This is a genomic window from Chitinophaga sp., assembly GCF_039596135.1.
Lineage (GTDB): Bacteria > Bacteroidota > Bacteroidia > Chitinophagales > Chitinophagaceae > Chitinophaga.
Window position 1 is genome coordinate 1 of the sequence record NZ_JBCNKH010000012.1, and the last position, 17,758, is coordinate 17,758.

At 45.9% G+C, this 17,758-nt stretch carries 9 protein-coding genes and 1 pseudogene; 5 read left to right on the forward strand and 5 right to left on the reverse strand.

Going from position 1 to position 17,758, the window contains the following annotated elements; translation table 11 throughout:
* The 4 genes and pseudogenes from ABDW16_RS10515 to ABDW16_RS10530 form a co-directional block, all read left to right on the forward strand.
* Positions 1-998, forward strand: a pseudogene (locus tag ABDW16_RS10515) (SusC/RagA family TonB-linked outer membrane protein); the annotation flags it as partial.
* Between the two features lie 9 nt (positions 999-1,007).
* Positions 1,008-2,567 carry a RagB/SusD family nutrient uptake outer membrane protein gene (locus tag ABDW16_RS10520; RefSeq protein WP_343669585.1) on the forward strand — a complete coding sequence of 520 codons (1,560 nt, stop codon included), beginning with the start codon at positions 1,008-1,010 and terminating at the stop codon, positions 2,565-2,567.
* A gap of 432 nt (positions 2,568-2,999) precedes the next feature.
* Positions 3,000-6,119, forward strand: coding sequence for a SusC/RagA family TonB-linked outer membrane protein (locus ABDW16_RS10525; protein WP_343669587.1), 3,120 nt, complete (start codon positions 3,000-3,002; stop codon positions 6,117-6,119).
* Between the two features lie 11 nt (positions 6,120-6,130).
* Entirely contained in the window at positions 6,131-7,714 is a 1,584-nt protein-coding gene (locus tag ABDW16_RS10530) for a SusD/RagB family nutrient-binding outer membrane lipoprotein (RefSeq protein ID WP_343669588.1), read from the forward strand.
* A gap of 121 nt (positions 7,715-7,835) precedes the next feature.
* Here the strand turns inward: ABDW16_RS10530 and ABDW16_RS10535 are convergent, their stop codons facing one another.
* The 4 genes from ABDW16_RS10535 to ABDW16_RS10550 form a co-directional block, all read right to left on the reverse strand.
* Complete coding sequence (locus tag ABDW16_RS10535) at positions 7,836-9,443, reverse strand: SusD/RagB family nutrient-binding outer membrane lipoprotein (RefSeq protein ID WP_343669589.1); 1,608 nt, start codon at positions 9,441-9,443, stop codon at positions 7,836-7,838.
* Between the two features lie 12 nt (positions 9,444-9,455).
* Entirely contained in the window at positions 9,456-12,710 is a 3,255-nt protein-coding gene (locus ABDW16_RS10540) for a SusC/RagA family TonB-linked outer membrane protein (RefSeq protein ID WP_343669590.1), read from the reverse strand.
* A 248-nt stretch (positions 12,711-12,958) separates the two neighbouring features.
* Positions 12,959-15,289 (reverse strand): M1 family metallopeptidase, encoded by a 2,331-nt coding sequence (locus ABDW16_RS10545; protein ID WP_343669591.1) that lies wholly within the window; start codon positions 15,287-15,289, stop codon positions 12,959-12,961.
* A gap of 31 nt (positions 15,290-15,320) precedes the next feature.
* Complete coding sequence (locus tag ABDW16_RS10550; protein WP_343669592.1) at positions 15,321-15,914, reverse strand: HupE/UreJ family protein; 594 nt, start codon at positions 15,912-15,914, stop codon at positions 15,321-15,323.
* 60 nt (positions 15,915-15,974) lie between these two features.
* Here ABDW16_RS10550 and ABDW16_RS10555 point away from each other — a divergent pair, with 60 nt between their 5' ends.
* Complete coding sequence (locus ABDW16_RS10555) at positions 15,975-16,460, forward strand: DUF6702 family protein (RefSeq protein WP_343669593.1); 486 nt, start codon at positions 15,975-15,977, stop codon at positions 16,458-16,460.
* On the opposite strand, the gene ABDW16_RS10560 is transcribed toward ABDW16_RS10555, so the two are convergent.
* Positions 16,457-17,749: an AMP-binding protein gene (locus ABDW16_RS10560; protein WP_343669594.1), complete on the reverse strand. Its 1,293-nt coding sequence runs from the start codon at positions 17,747-17,749 to the stop codon at positions 16,457-16,459. The two genes, ABDW16_RS10555 and ABDW16_RS10560, sit on opposite strands and share 4 nt — an antisense overlap.
* Positions 17,750-17,758: the final 9 nt, after the last annotated feature.

Here is a 17,758-nt window from a genome sequence, read left to right on the forward strand (position 1 = left end):
GGTCGCTGGAAGCAGGTACTGAAATAAGGTTACTGAAAGACAGGATCAGCTTTGACTTCACCTGGTATAAAAACAATAATTACCAACAATACATGGAGGTGCGCGCACCATCCGGCTCCGGGTATCTCTACTACTACCTGAACCTTGGCAATATCCAGAACAAAGGCGTGGAAGCCACTCTCACCGTTGTACCTGTACAACATAGTAGCCTGCGCTGGTCTACCACTGTCAACTGTACCGTAAACTGTAACAAGGTGGTTCAGCTGAGCAGCAATACCATTCCCGGCGCGGGGCCTGACAACTACTATATTCTTACTGACTTCAACACCAACATGTATGGTTCCTTCATCAAAGAAGGTGGTAGCTGGGGAGATATCTATACTAACAAGGAACTCTATAAAAACGAGAAAGGGCAGTATGTGATAGATGAACAGGGAAATCTTGTAACGAGAAATGTATTTAAAAAAGTAGGCAACCCTAATCCACGATTGATCACCGGGTGGAGTAATACCGTGGAGTACCGGCACTTTACGCTCAGTTGCCTTATAGATGGCCGCTTTGGTGGCGACGTGATGAGTGTGACCAGTTCTGTGCTGGACAATTACGGCGTAAGTGAACGTAGTGCAAAAGCGAGAGATAACGGCGGTGTGACCCTGAATGCCGTGTATGAAAATGGGACGCCGCTCACCGTACCATACGATGCCCGCAAGTACTTCTCCACCATTGGAGGCAGGGCCGGCATCGGGGAAATGTATATGTATAATGCTACCAATATAAGATTGAGAGAATTGTCATTGACTTATGAAGTACCGCTTAAGAACAAGTACATCAACCGCCTGCAGATAGGATTGCTGGGAAAGAACCTGTGCTTCTTCAAACTGAATGCACCGTTTGACCCTGAAGTGGCAATGAGCAGTGGAAATTCCCTGCAGGGCATAGATGTATTTGGGGTATCGGCTACAAGAAGTATAGGTATTCACGTGAAGGCTGCATTTTAAAATGATTCTATGCGTAACACAATTCTGATGTGTATGGTGGTTTTGCTGCTGACTGCCTGCACACGTAAATTTGAAGAAATCAACACGAATCCTTATGACCTGTATGACGATGAGCTGAAAGGAAATTTTAAACTGCTGGGCGATCCGCTTACACAATCCATGCTGAATATATTGTCCAGCAGCGATGTGAGCGTGGCACAATTACAGCAGAACCTGATGGGTGACGTGTTCTCCGGATACATGATGACACCCAATCCCTTTCAGGACAACAGGAACAATATGACATACGACCTGCTGGATAGCTGGAATGACGATGCATGGCTGACTGCCTATGGCAGTGTGATGCCTAATTGTAAGTTTGTAATGGACAATGCCCGGGGAAAGTATACGGACTTTTATGCATGGGCGCAGCTGTTGAAAGTGGTTGCCATGCACCGCATCTGTGATATTTATGGACCGGTAATTTATACACATTATGCTGTGATCAATGAAGACCATAGTATTGATTATGATTCACAGCAGGATGCTTATACTGCTTTCTTTCATGACCTGGATTCTGCGATTACCACACTCACCCATTTTGCAGATAGTACAGGTACGAGGCGGTTCGCTGACTTTGATCTGTCTTATAAAGGGGATTATACCAAATGGGTAAAGCTGGCAAATACATTGCGGTTGCGGCTGGCCATCCGCATTTCGAAAGTAGATCCTGTGAAAGCACAGGAGGAAGGTGAAGCGGCCCTCTCCCACCCTTATGGATTGATCAGCACAGTAGCAGATAATTTCAACATTGATATCAGTCCGGCCACACACCCTGTAAATGTGATCTGTAATTCATGGAACGATATCCGGATGGGGGCACCGATGGAATCTATCCTGACCGGGTATCATGATCCCCGGCTACCATTTTACTTTATTTCGACAGATGCAAACGATTCTGTTTATCATGGCATCAGGAATGGGATCGCGATTCCGGGCAAAGACATGTATACAGGCTTTTCAAAGCTGGCCTTGCTGCCTTCGCACATTCAGTTGCTGACAGCTGCAGAGGCTTATTTTTTAAAGGCAGAAGCAGCGTTGTATGGATGGAAAGGTGCTGGCGATGTACAAGATAATTATGAACAGGGAGTGTATCTCTCCTTTCAGCAGTATGGAATTACAGCAGCTTATCATGATTATATCCACAATAGTACTTACGTACCCAGGCGGTATGTTGATCCTCAAAATGCATTGAATAATGTTGACTCCGGCTTAAGTAAAATTACCATTCAGTGGGACCCTGGTGCAACTACTGCCTGTAAGCTGGAAAGGATTATTACACAGAAATGGATTGCGATGTTTCCTGACGGGCAGGAAGCGTGGTCTGAATTCCGGCGCACAGGGTATCCTAAGTTATTTCCCATTGTGGTGAATAATAGTGGTGGCAAGATACCGACGGAAACATTTATAAGACGGATCCCTTTTATACAGTTTGAATACACCACGAACCAGGCCGGAGTGAACAGGGCGGTAGCGACATTGAAGGGAGCGGATAATGGAGGCACGAGATTGTGGTGGGACAAACCTTAATTTGCGTCAGCAAAGCCGGCCGCAGGCCATCTGCCAAATTGAATTTTTCACATACCGAAGGCAGATGAAAATATTTTTTTCACTTACGATGGTACTATTTTAATTTCCGCACGACACCTCATTATGCACCTGAAAAAATCCTGTAGACACTAAGGGGGAATCAAATCAGGGCAGCACGTATTGAACATGTTAGTAAAGCATCACAATGGTATAGGTGAAATGCGTCCGTAATGGCGCACCGTATCACATCATTTCATTTCTGCTACACGGGCCCATAGCTGAAAAGATTATGTCATACTGCTTATCAACCAGAATCTAAAGTCGACAATCAAAATTCACTAACAGTTACGCTGGAATGCTTGGATGTACTACATCCACTGGCATTCCTATGGGAAACAACATCCATTAGGTCAATTTTTAAAGGCAGTATCTATGAAACGTACACTACGTTTGGCAAAAGCATGCAGTGCCGCAGGCATTGTGCTGGGCCTCATGCTCGCAAATGGCATACAAACCGCGTTTGCAGCTCCTTCTCTTTTAACTTATGCTGCAAGGCAACAAAGAGACATTACGGGTATTGTGCGCGATGCCCAGGGCAACCCTTTGCCCGGTGTGACCGTAACGCTCAAAAATAGTAATAAGGGTACTAAAACAGATGCCGGCGGAACTTACCGCATCGCTGCAGGTACAGGCGATGTACTGGTATTTTCTTACGTTGGCTATACCCCTAAGGAAATCACAGTAGGTCCTGAAACGACCGTCAACATTGTTCTGGAAGAAACTGTAAAAGGTCTCAACGAACTGGTGGTAACTGCACTGGGCATACGCAGGGAAGCCCGTAGCCAGGGTTATGCCGTATCCAAAGTACAAGGTGCAGATATGACCAAGGCACGCGAAATCAGCGTGGCCAATGCACTGGAAGGTCGTGTAGCCGGGGTAAACAGCGCTCCTCCTTCCACAGGTCCCGGTGGCTCTTCACGAGTGACCATCAGGGGTAACTCTTCTTTGAGTGGCAACAACCAGCCTCTCTATGTAATAGATGGCATTCCCATGAACAATGCAAACCTCGGTTCTGCTACCATGTGGGGAGGCGCTGACCTGGGCGATGGTATCTCCAGCATCAATCCTGATGACATCGAAGATATGACCATCCTGAAAGGCGCCGCTGCTTCTGCCCTCTATGGCCAGCGTGGTGTAAACGGGGTGATACTCATCACCACTAAATCAGGTAAAGCCGGTCAGCTGGCAGTAGAACTGAACAGCAACATTACGGTGGATAAAGTCAACGACTTCCTCGACTTCCAGGAAGTATACGGACAGGGCATCCAGGGTGCACACCCTACAGACAAAGCCTCAGCCCTGAACAGTGGTCTTTCCAGCTGGGGCACCAAACTGGATGGCTCCGCGGTGACCCTCTTCGACGGACAGACACATCCCTACTCCAAACAAGGTAACCATTTAAAAGATTTCTATAAAACAGGGAATACGCTCAGCAACACCATTTCTGTAGCAGGTGGTAATGATAAAACCACTTATCGCGTAGCACTCGGAGACCTGCGTAGCAACGGTATTTACCCGAATACGCAGTACATCCGCGACAACGTGAACCTGGATCTCAATTACAAAATGTCTGACAAATGGAGCGGGCAGACCAACATCACATACGCCAAGGAAGTGACCAACAACCGCTCTAACCTGAGTGACGCTCCCGGTAATGGTAACTATGCCATTGCCTTCCTGCCGGCCAATGTGAAGGCGTCTTACCTTGCACCAGGCTATGATGCGCAGGGCAATGAAACCGTATTTAGCAGTGACCTGTTCAGTACCAATCCCTACTTTGCAGCATACCGATTTATCAACAATACGAAGAAGGACCGCGTGATTGGTATGACCAGTCTGCGCTATGCGCCTACTTCCTGGTTATACATCCAGGGTCGTGTGGCAAATGACTTCTTTAGTTTCAATGCTACCTCCATTACGCCGACTGGTACCGCTTACCGCCCCGCGGGTAGCTTAGACCTGGAGCGTAACAGGCAGTTCAATGAAATGAATGCAGACGTGCTGATTGGTGTGAATAAAAATATCACCTCCAAACTGAGCATGAACCTGAATGCCGGTGCCAACCTTCTGCAAAAGACTGATAAGGTGAACGACGTGACTGCATCTAACTTCGCTTTCCCATTTGTATACAACCCATCTACTGCAGGTACCAAAAACAGCACCATCATAGAATACAAAAAAGAAGTTCACTCTGTGTATGGTGCACTGGAACTGGCTTACAGCAACATTCTCTACCTGAACCTGACAGATCGTAATGACTGGAGCAGTACCCTGCCTATGGCAAACAACTCCTACAATTATCCGTCTGCTACCATCTCTTATGTTTTCTCTGAAAATGTAAAAGCAAACTGGCTCAGCTTCGGTAAGCTCCGTGCGGGTTTTGCACAGGTAGGCGGCGATGCGGATGAGTATAAAACAGCGCTGTACTACAGCACACTGGGTAGCACCATCAACGGTGCCCCGATCGGAGACATTGATAACAAAATTCCAAATAAAGCGCTGAAACCACTGAAAGTAAAAGAACTGGAAGTGGGTGCTGAGTTCAAGCTGTTCAACAACCGCGTGTTTGGTGACTTCAGTTACTACAGCAAGAAAGCAACGAACGATATCGTGACTGCTACCGTATCGTTAGGATCTGGCTATACCAGTGCGCTGGTGAATGTAGGCGAATTGCAGAACCAGGGTATTGAAGTAATGATCGGTGGCACGCCTGTAAAATCTGGTGTGTTCACCTGGACCACGACCGTGAACCTTGCCAATAATAAAAACAAGGTCATCCAGCTGGCGCCGGGTCAGACTGAAATGGTGGTAGAAAACGGAGAATCCAGGACTCAGGCCGCCTTCATAGAACATGTGGTAGGTAAGCCGTATGCGCAGATCATGGTGTACGATTATAAGAAAGATGCCAAAGGTAACCTGGTGGTAAATGCTTCCGGTCTGCCTCAACGTACAGATGCACTGGTAAGTGCAGGCACGGGTGTAGCACCTTTGAGCGGAGGCTGGAGCAATGACTTTGCTTATAAACAATTCCATCTCTCCTTCCTCATCGACTTCAAATCAGGCGGCCATATTTACTCAGGTACCAATGCGAATGCTTACGGATATGGGCTGCAAAAAGAAACGCTGCCCGGCCGTGAAACAGGCATTTCTGTGACAGGTGTAAATGATGCAGGTGCACCGGTGACAACCAACATCAGTGCACAGACCTATTACAGCCAGCTGGCCACTATCTCTGCCCTGCATGTGTATAAGACAGACTTCATCAAGTTCCGTTCTGTAAGTCTCACGTACGACTTTAGCAGTGCAGCCCTGCACAACAAGCTGCATGGCCTGAGCGTATCGCTGGTAGGACGCAACCTGTTCTACTTCAAGAAGTCTACACCTAACATTGACCCTGAATCCAACTATAGCAATAGTAATGCACAGGGTCTTGAATATGCCGGTCTGCCTACAAGCAAATCCTTTGGCGTTAACCTGAATGTTAAATTCTAAAACCTGCTGCAATGAATGCCATATATAGAAAGATAATTGCTTTTTCATTTTCTGCTATCATGCTGTTGCCAGCTTGTACCAAAGATTTTGAAAGCATTAATACAGATAAAAATAAATCCAGCGAGAACAGCGGTGTGCCTGAGTACAACTTTACCCGTGCGCTGCTGGAATATACAGGCAACAGTGATTACAGTTACGATACCTGGCGTGTGAACATCATCTATTGTGCGATGATGATGCAACAGTTGTCAAACGTATCATGGTATGCAGGTGATAAGTATATACAAAATGATGCCTGGTCCAATGCCCTGTTTGATAAGGCATATACTGACCAGGTAAAATACATCGCGGATGTGGTACGCCTCACCAAAAATGATGAATACTATTCAAACCAGTACAACATGGCACGTATTGCCAGGGTACTGATCTTTCAGCGCCTGACAGATGTGTACGGAGATATTCCTTATTCTGAAGCAGGTGCAGGGTATAGTGATCAGAACTATGCACCTAAGTACGATGCCCAGCAGAACATTTATACCGATATGGTAAATGAACTGGATGCGGCGGCCAAAGCTTTGGATGCTACGAAAGCCATTCCAGGAAAGGGCGACCTCATTTACAATAAAGGGGGTAGCTCTACTGCCGAGGTAGTGGTGAAGAACTGGAAGAAACTGGCTTATTCACTGATGCTGAGAATAGGGATGCGCCTCACAAAAGTAGATGCAGCCACTGCACAACAGGTAGTAGAAAAGGCATATGCAGGTGGTGTAATTGCCGACAATAGTGAGAACGCTTATATCCTGCATGATGCAACAGGGGGCAGAACAACTGTGAACAGGAACAGTAATATCCTGTCTGGTGAGTGGAATGCGATTGGCAATGCAGGTGAGGCTAGTTTAGGAAAGACTTTCGTTGATTTTTTAAGAACTACAAACGATCCACGGCTGGCCTATATCGGTACAGTGCCAGCTACAGGTAGTACAGCAGCGGCAGATCAGCTGGGTATGCCGAATGGATTTGATACCAATGGAGAATCAAGTGCCACCGATATTACGAAGGCGCCCAATTATCCCGGTGATCTGAAAAAATATTCTGTACTGAACAAGAACGTGTTTCTGAAACTGGACGGACCTACTTTTTTAATTACTTATGCACAGGTAGAACTGCTGTTGGCAGAAGCCGCCAAAAGAGGCTGGAATGTGGGAGCAAATGCCGCGACACATTATGCCAACGGGGTGAGCGCTGCAATGGGTCAGCTGGCGCAGTACGATGCGTCAGCGGCCATCAGCAGTACCACTATTCAGACTTACCTGACAGCACATCCTTATGATGATGCTGATGGTTACAACCAAATTAATACACAGTATTGGGCTGCGAGTCTGCTGGATTGGTACGAGGCATGGGCGAACTGGAGGCGGAGTGGATACCCGGAATTAACGCCGGTGAACTATGTGGGGAATGCAACTGGTGGGCAGATTCCGAGGAGGATGTTGTACCCGGCTTCAGAGGCAGCGAGCAATGCAGCGAATTACCAGGAGGCGATTGGAAGGCAGGGAAGTAATTCGTTGATGACGAAAGTGTGGTGGGATAAATAAATTTTGTATAGCCATCTATACCGCTATAAAAAGCAGCAATAACAAGCCGGACCTGTTCAGGTCCGGCTTTTGTTTATTTATATCTTATATCCGCCCGCCACCGGGGTGGCGGGATATGAAATTATTTTAACAACCACATTGATCCATTGATATCATCACTGCCCAATCCCTGATTGTTTAAAGCTGCTTTCCAGTTCGCTCCATTCAGGTTCTGCTCAGTACTTGGGTACCCCCATCTTTTCGGAATCATTCCATTATTCCCGATACCAGTGCCTTCATCAAAAACAGGTACTCCTGTTCTGCGATAGTTAAAATAAGCCTCCCAACCAGAATTCTGGAACATAGCCAGGTATTTCTGTGTCAGGATCTGTTTCAGTCCTTCATCAGCACCAGCATACTTCACTGAAGACTGGGCTAAATAGGTGCTTAAATCGAATGTAAAGGGATAAGTAGTATAATCACCCAGCGAACTACCAAACTTCAGGAAATAAGCTGTATAACTGGTTTGTGAAGCAGTGATACCATAGAACTTAAATGACTCAGTGATACCGGTATTGTACCAGGTCTCTGCATCACCACCGATCCAGCCTCTGTTAATCGCCTCTGCGATGTTGAAACACATCTCTTTGTAACCTACCAATACATCCGGCTCACCGGTATAAGTATCATAATAACGCTTACGATTGATCAGGGAAATGTTACCTGCGATCGCATCAGAATACATGGTAGCAATAGATTCACCGGTGCTGGCACCTACAAATGAACGATAATCTACTGCGCTGTAACCTTTTGTAGCTATGATATTCCAGGCCGGTTCACAGGTGATGAACACGCGTGCATCATTCAGATTAGTCAGGTTATGCACATATGTATTTGCCATGTTGTAACGCTGTGCATCAGATCCGAAGTTGTTAGGACTCTGTGGATAAACGTTATAGGTTTCTACATATGTGAATTTGAAATCATCATCTACCGTGGTGAAAATTGGATAAGTAGAAGGGTTGTTGATGATAGTAGCAAATTGAGCAACGATATTCAACTCATTGTCCGTCGCTTTATTACTCAGGCTGAGCAGCACGCGCAGCTTGAAGGTATTCACCAGCTTACGCCATTTGGTGAGGTCACCGCCATAATAGATATCCTGTGTAGAATTGGAGATGGTATTATCACCATCATTGATCAGCTGGGTCAGGTGGTTATTCACAGTATCGAGTGTATTCAATACAAATTTGAATACATCTTTCTGCGATGCATAAGCCGGAGTCAGGTTGTCTGTCCCCTGCAGTGCCCCGTCCAAAGGAATATCACCCATCATGGAGGTCATATTGTAGTAGTAATAAGCACGTACAAATTTACCAATTGACTCATAGGGATTGATAGAATCCGCACCACGGCTGGCTGCTTCTTTCTCCATCTGTACTACGTTTTTCAGTACGATATAGCTGTCAAAGCTACCGCTTGCCCAACCATACTGGTTATCACCATAATATTCATAGTTGCGGCAATAGTACTGGTTCCAGCGTTGTACAGCACCCCATGCTCCATAACCCTCCAGCGAACCGTTGTCCTGCGTACCCGACATATCTGTCAGTATAGCGCCCAGCAGTAACTCTGCTGTTACACTACCCGGCTGATTTGGATTCGCCTGTAGTTCTTCAATTTTTTTATTACAAGCTGTCATGATCAGACAACTCAATGCGATGATTAATATATGTTGATATCTTCTCATTGTGTTCGGGTATTAAAAAGTGATATTCAGGTTCACACCATAGCTGCGTGTAGTAGGCGTTTGCAGGCCAGAACCACTATCCTGTGTGTATTGGTCTACGTCCATATCCTTGTAGCGGTTGGGGAAGAAATACAACAGGTTGCGACCTACAAAAGACACTGATGCGTTCTGGAATACCGCATGGCTGCCAAAGAGGTTGGAAGGCAAACGGTAAGTCAGCGTTACTTCTCTCAACTTGGCATATGTCTTCTTGATATTGTCCAGGTCATTGATAGAAGCCATCCTGGTTACATACTGCTGTACAGAAGTTTTGGTAGCATTCTTAGATATTGTCAGTTCTTTTTCGTTGACGATCCTGCCAGTGATTGGATCCAGCTGAATGGTACCACCCGTGAGGTTTACACCTTCACCTACGTAAGAGAAACCAGCAGCACCCAATGCATCGTTAGGACGTGCTTTACCAAAATTACCCTGTGTGCTTTCGATATGACGGCCACCCTGTAAAGATTTCTGACGTACATAGTCGTGTACCACACCACCTACCATACCATCGAATCTGAAGCGGAAGGAGAAGTTCTTATAACTGAAGGTATTGGTGATACCCCATTGCCAGTCAGGATCTGAGTGCCCATATACTTTCTTGGCGTTCACACCCAGGTCAGAATAGCGCAGCAGCAAACCTGAAGACTGGTCAATGACTAACTGGCCGCCAGATGTACGTACAAATGCATTGTCGTATACCAGGTCGGTACGGGTACCACTATGCAACCAGTTGTCACCACTTGGGTTATCTACCCATTTTCTTACGAATTTGAACCAGTTTACATTCACATCCCAGTTCAGGCCATTTTTGTTACGGATCGGGGAACCACCCAGGGTTATTTCCCAACCGTCATTCTGTGTCTTACCCTGGTTCTTGATCAACTTTGAATAACCGGTTGATTCAGATACATCTGCTGTATAAATCAGGTCATCTCTGTAACGATAGCGGGTTACATCCAGGCTCAGCCTGTTCTCGAGGAAACGTACATCCAGACCTGCCTCGTAAGCTTTTCTTTCAGCAGTTCTGATATTGTTACCCACCAGTGTATTGGTATAGGACGCACTGTTTTGATTGCTATAATAAGGCTGCAGGGTATAAGTCTGGGAGAAATCGTATCCCGGACCGTCGTATGGAGAATAGTAAGTATATCCATAACCACCACTTACCAGGTTAGATACATTTGGTGCAAAGTAAGTATCAGTACCACCTGACTTGCTGCTGGCAAATGAACCACGTACTTTCAGGAAGGAGATAACCTTTGGCAATTTCACATAGTCAGAGATCACAGTAGCCAGGTTGAAGGAAGGATAGAAATAGGTATTGTTTTCAGCCGGCAGTGTGGAAGACTTATCGAAACGACCGGTGATATTGGCAGTTACATAAGATTTATAACCCAGATCCAGGGAATAATAACCGCTCAGTACCAGCATTTCAGCATTGTAAGAAGATGCCTGTACAGAGTTGAGTGAGTTAGAGAAAGCATACACACCTGGTACGTTCAGGTAATTGGTGGTGGTATACTCTGAATTGAAACGGAAGTTTCTGGCGTTACCACCCAACATACCCTGTACATCGAGGAAACCAAGGATGGAGTTTTTGTGGTATTTAGCCTGGAACTCGACGTTCGATTCGAAGAGAGAGCGGTTGTCTACACGGTAGTCTCCTTTGTGCTCAGGTCTGTCGTATACTGTGGCAGAATAAGGCAGTTTCTCTGTATTGGTAAAGTTGTAGGTAGTTAAGCTGGGACGTAAAGTGAGGTCGATATTATTATTCACATTATAATTCAAAGCAGCATAACCGCTTACATTGTTTACATAGTGACCTCTCAGCCACTCGTAGCTCATGAACCAGGGGTTGTTGTAACGGTAGTATTCAGCATACTTTTGCTGAACTCCTACTTTGCCTGGCTGCCAGTAGTCGCGCATATCATCTACACTCCAGTCAGCACCACCCCACAGGATCATATTGTAGATGATACTGTTTGGACCATAGTTTACATCCGGGATATTTGGAGTTGACTGGCGGCTATAGTTAATATATGTACTGATAGAGAAACGCTTGGTAAATTTATAACCAATGCTGGCCGAAGCGTTGAAGTTGTTCAATTGTGTATTGGGAACAATACCTTTCTGGTAGCTGTTGCCCATAGAGAAACGGAGGTCAGCTTTGTCAGTAGAGGAGCTGAGTGCTACGCTGGTGCTGTTCAGGATACCTGTTTGCAAAAAGCGTTTCAGGTTATTTTTACCCCGGGCGGTCCAGGCTGTTGGTTTGATATGACCATTAAAGGTGGTACCGTCTTCGAATTTAGTAGTATAAGTAGTATTAGCATCGTATTCACCATCGTACTGTGGCAGCATACGGCCATCCAGCTTAGGGCCCCAGATGTCGTAGTCATAGTCGTTTACACCACCACCCTTACCATCGCCAAATGCATATTTACCATATTCACCAGCGCCATAGTCATCCTGGTATTTAGGGAGTGCTATGAAGCCGCCATTCCATTGGGTACTGTTGTTCACGTCAATGGAATAGCCACGTTTATTTTTAGTGCCTTTTTTAGTGTTGATGATAATCACCCCATTCTTACCTCTGAAACCATACAATGCTGCTGCACTTGGGCCTTTCAGCACGGTAAAGCTTTCAATATCATCCGGGTTGATGTTGTAAGTATCAGAGCTCAATGGAACACCATCTACCACATACATAGGGTTGCCGTCACCGCGCATAATGACACCGGGAGAGTGACCGATTTCAGGGGTGATATTGATAGAGAGACCAGCTACGTTTCCTTTCAGGGAGTTGAGTACACTGGGTTCACGGGCCTGGGTCAGGTCATTGGCTTTTACGTCCTGGATAGCGTATCCAAGGCGTTTTACCTCTTTCTTTACCCCGGTCGCGGTCACCACCACTTCATTGAGGTCTTTGGTGCTGGCATCTACAAGGATGGTGATGTCCTCACCATTTATAGTAAATTCCAAAGGTGTGATACCGAGGCCAGAAATAGCCAATATATTTCCTTTTTCAGCTTTGATAGCAAAGCTACCATCTACGCTGGTTACTGTTCCGTTTTTTGTGCCTTTTACAATCACAGTCGCACTGGGGATGGGCGTCTGATCTGATTTAGCCAGGATATGGCCGGTGATTAGTTTTTGCGCAAAGGAGGAAAAAGGCAACAATAGCATTACCATTAACATCCCTGCGAATGCGTTACATCTTTTTGGCATAACTGTTTTTTAGTTGATGAGAATTACTACTATAAAGCGATTTAATTGATTTAGAGTTCTTTTGACGGCTAGCTACTACAATCCCAATAATGGGTGCAAATATCTAAAAGGAGTTTTAACAATTTGTTTAGTATACCTTAACTAATTGTTAAGTATTTATAAATGAGGTTACTTTTTCTGTTTGGGTTAAACAAAAAAAATCGCTTTTGCCTTCGGCAAAAGCGATTTTTTTTAAAAGGGATCGGCTATTATTTATGCTGTTGCTGCATAGGGTTACCACCTGTGGAGGTACCTCTTACAGCCTGCTCACTGCGGAACAATTCAAACCTGGTAGGAGTCAGTGCCCTTGGCCAGCTGTTATTCGCTTCGTCTATATCACCTGTTTCTCGCAATGGATCCAGTTTAATAGCTACCACTTCCTTATCTTTCGCAAACACTTTGGTCACGTGATTCTCATCATGGCGCCAGATATATGCTGAAATACGATCTGTTTCTTTCGTACCATCTGCATATGTCCACTCAATAATCAGTGGCATTACCAGTCCGCCTACGTTGGTGAATGATACCTGGTAGAAATTCTTCTTACTGTCATACAACCTCTTCTCTTCAGGGCTCAGGTTTGCATAATAATTACCATAGGCCTGCTTATCTTCTTCACTTACATTAAAGCGATTCCATTTATAATAGAAATCCTGCAATGCTGTATCCTGTTCAGCCGCGAATTTCATGCCCTCAGCTTTGTTGCGTGCACGGGAAATATGGTCTGCATTGCGATCATATGCTGCTTTCGCTTCTGCCTTTGTTACCTGTGGTTCTTTTGTATCCAAACGGAACATCTTCACACTATCGATAGAGATATCCACCGGCTCAATACCATAGAACCATCCTCTCCAAAACCAATCCAGGTCTACTGCAGAAGCGTCTTCCATGGTACGGAAAAAGTCAGCAGGTGTAGGATGCTTAAATGCCCAGCGACGTGCATATTCACGGAACGCGAAGTCAAACAGTTCACGACCCATCACCGTTTCACGCAGGATGTTCAGCGCGGTAGATGGTTTTGCATAGGCATTCGGACCGAATTGCTCAATGTTTTCAGAGTTGGTCATGATAGGCTCCAGCTGATCTTTGGGCATGCGCATGTAATCTGCAATCTTGTAGGCAGGACCACGGTTGGAAGGGAAGTTGTTATCCCACTCCTGCTCTGCTAAGAACTGGCAGAAAGTATTCAGCCCTTCATCCATCCACGTCCACTGTCTTTCGTCAGAGTTTACAATCATGGGGAAGAAGTTGTGCCCTACTTCGTGGGTAATCACACCGATCATACCATTCTTCACTGCTTCTGAATAGGTACCGTCTTTTTCGGTACGGCCATAGTTAAAGCAGATCATCGGGTATTCCATACCATTGGCGGCTTCTACTGAAATCGCTACAGGGTAAGGGTAAGGAATGGTATGTTTGGAATACACTCTCAGGGTGTTTGCTACTACCTTGGTAGAGTAACGTTTCCACAGCGGGTATGCTTCCGGACCATAGTAAGACATGGCCATTACTTTCTTACCTTCTACATTCGTTGCCATTGCATCCCATACCAGTCTGCGGGAAGATACCAGTGCAAAATCACGTACGTTTTCTGCATTGTATACCCATGTTTTACGGGATGTGGCATGACTGGCCATGTTATTCTTCATCTCATCAGGCGTCACAATTTCCAGCGGTTCTTTGGCACTCTGTGCCTGTTGCCAGCGCTGGTATTGAGCACCTGTCAGCACTTCTTTATAGTTCTGGCATTCGCCGGTAGCACCTACAATGTGGTCAGCCGGTACATTCATGCTTACATGGAAGTTGCCGAATGTGAGTGCGAACTCACCACGACCGGTGAACTGGTGGTTCTGCCAGCCCTGGAAGTCAGAATACACTGCCAGGCGGGGGTACCATTGGGTAATGGTGTAGAGATAGTTTTTATCTTCCGGGAAATACTCGTATCCACCACGACCACCTTCGATCATACGATCAGAGATGTTGTACCACCACTCCACCCGGAACCGGAACTTCTGGCCTGGTTGCAGCGTTTGTGGCAGGTCCATACGCAGCATGGTCTGGTTAATGGTGTACGGAATATCCTTCCCGTTTTCGTCAGTGATCTTTACGATGTTGGTACCGAAACCAGGGCGTGGGCCGAGTATCTGGTTTACATCCCGCATCGTCATTCTGCTCTTAATGGCACTACCGTCAAAGCTGTTGTTATCGCTTTTGGGATTGTGCTCATTTTCATCCAGTTGTAACCAGATGTACGTCAGCGGATCGGGAGAGTTGTTGTAGTAGGTAACGGTCTCCTTCCCGGTCAGCTTTTGTTTGTCATCGTCCAGGGTAGCGGAGATGTCGTAATCGGCTCTTTGTTGCCAATACTTAGGTCCTGGTGCGCCGGATGCAGAACGGTATTCGTTAGGCGACTGGAGGATGGTACCTAATTGCTCAAACTTGTTGCCATGGTTAGAGCCGGTAGGTGGTAAGGATTGCGCGCTGGCCCCGGCTGTGATACAACAGGCCGCCAGAGCCAATTTGATTGCTTTTTTTCTCATAAGAAATCTACTGACAGTTGGTTGTCCCTGTCTATTTTATTATAAATTCTTTACATCTTTCAATAGTTATCAGGACGGCCACACCAAAGATGGCTGCAGAGAGGTATATATTCCAGTCTCTGCGCTTTACACCTGTAACATTTACGATAATACCGGCCAGTAATAATACTCCTGCCACGACCATCATCTGCCCTACTTCCAACCCCAGGTTGAAGGCCAGCAAGGGTTCAAGGATGTTTGCCTGTGTACCGATCAGGCTTTTCAGGTAGGCGGAAAAGGCCATGCCATGAACGAGGCCAAAAAACAATGCGAACAAATAGTTCAGTTGAACCTTTTGTGGCGACAGCTCCCTTTTAAACATGTTGAAAAGAGCGGTCACCCAGATAGTGATTGGTATAAGCAGCTCTATCAGGCTGCTGCGGATATATACGACGTTTGCGACACTTAAAGCCAGTGTGATTGCGTGACCGATGGTAAAAGCTGTGACAAGTACCAGCACTTTTCTCCAGTCCTGGAGCATATAAACAGCGGATAAGGCCATGATAAACAGGATATGATCGTAGCCATCCCAGGCAATAATATGCTGCCAGCCCATTTGAAAATACATCCCGAATTCGGTGCTCACAATTTCCTATTTTTGGTAATTATACAAGGATACTGCTAATATTTAAAATTTTTTAGGCAAGTGGGGTTAATATTATATAAATGGTTATTGCCGGCTTTTTTCGCCTTTCACCCATTCTATGTGAGTGTTACTGAAATCGAGCATGTAAAGGCTAAAAACGAGATCCAGGTCAGCTGCCGGATCTTTGCCGACGACCTGGAAAATGTACTGAAAAAGGAATCAAAACTCCCCCTGGACATCATCCACCCATCCAACAAGGCGCAAATGGATAGCCTGATCGCAGGTTACATCAATAAACACTTATACATCAATGTCGATGGGAAAGCGGTGAAACTCACCTATCTCGGCTATAAAATCGAAGAAGAAGCGGCCTGGTGCTTTCTGGTAGCCCAGCAGGTCACTCCTTTTAAACAGGTGAAAGTCAAAGACGATATCCTCTATAGCGAGCATCCCAACCAGATCAACATGATCCATGTGATCCGGGATGGTGTAAGAAAAAGCAATAAACTGGATAATCCAAAAGCCACCGTGGCGGTGAGCTTTTAACCGCGGTTATCCACAAACTTTACTGGTTTGCGCTGCCCTTCCGGCATTTGCATCTTCAGTATTTCCGTTTGCCCTACATACCTGATCTGAGGTATTACCCTCAGTTTGGCCTGTAAATAGGAACGGATCTTCCTGTCTATATCTTCTGATTCCTGTACCGGCCACAGATGGAGTAAAATCTCGTCTGTACCTATTTCGTTGGAGAATACTTCTACCACAAATTCGTTCACCTCTTCCATATCATTCAGCAGATCAAACAGTGCAGGTGGATACAAAGTAGTGCCCTTATACTTGATCATCTGCTTGCGACGTCCGATCACGGGTGATAAACGCTTTGTATGACGGCCACAGGAACAAGGCTCTTCAAAATAACGGCAGATGTCACCTGTCTTGTAGCGCAGTAATGGCATCCCTTCTACGCCCAATGTAGTAATCGTGACTTCGCCATCCTGGCCAGGGCCTACAGGTTGATTATTATCATCCAGCAGTTCCACATACAGCAATTCAGGATGATGGTGGCCACCGTGACCTGCATTACACTCCGTAAACGCCGTTTGCATTTCTGTGCTGGCATAGGTAGAATAGAGCTTGATATCCCATTGCTCTGTAATCTTCTTGCCCAATACATTGTAGGTGAAATCCGCATTACGGATATTCTCCCCTATACATACCGCCTTCTTTACAGAAGAGGCATTGATATCGATATGATGTTCCTTTGCAAATGCAATCAGCTTCACGATAAATGAAGGCACCGCTACAATTGTAGTAGGCTGTATACGCTGTATATTCTCCCATTGCAGAGAAGGTACACCCGGTCCCACACGCAGCACACCCGCACCTAACTTCCGGATACCATTGTAATACGCCATCCCTGCCATAAACTGCCTGTCCAGCGTGAGCATCAGCTGGAAAATGTCATTCTCTGTACCATCGGCACAGCAAAAAGAAATATATTCATTATACGCCAGGCGCTCCTGGTCTTTCTGTGTCAGTGCAATGATCACAGGTCTGCCCAGGGTGCCGGAGGTAGTGGTATATTCAGCAATCTTGCTCTTATCCACGCACAGGAATTCCCAATTTTGTTGTTGCAGGTGCTCCTTCGTGACAGGAGGAATACGCCAGAGGTCATCCAGCGATTTTACATCGGAGGGCTGTATGCCATGTTCGGCAAACCAATTCCGGTAAAAAGGTGAAAACTCCCGCAGGTAGCCCAGCAGGTGAAGGACTTCTTTTTCCTGAAATGCCCTGATGGAGGAAGAGGGCTGCAGTTCTATATTGGGTATGTACATGGTATCAGG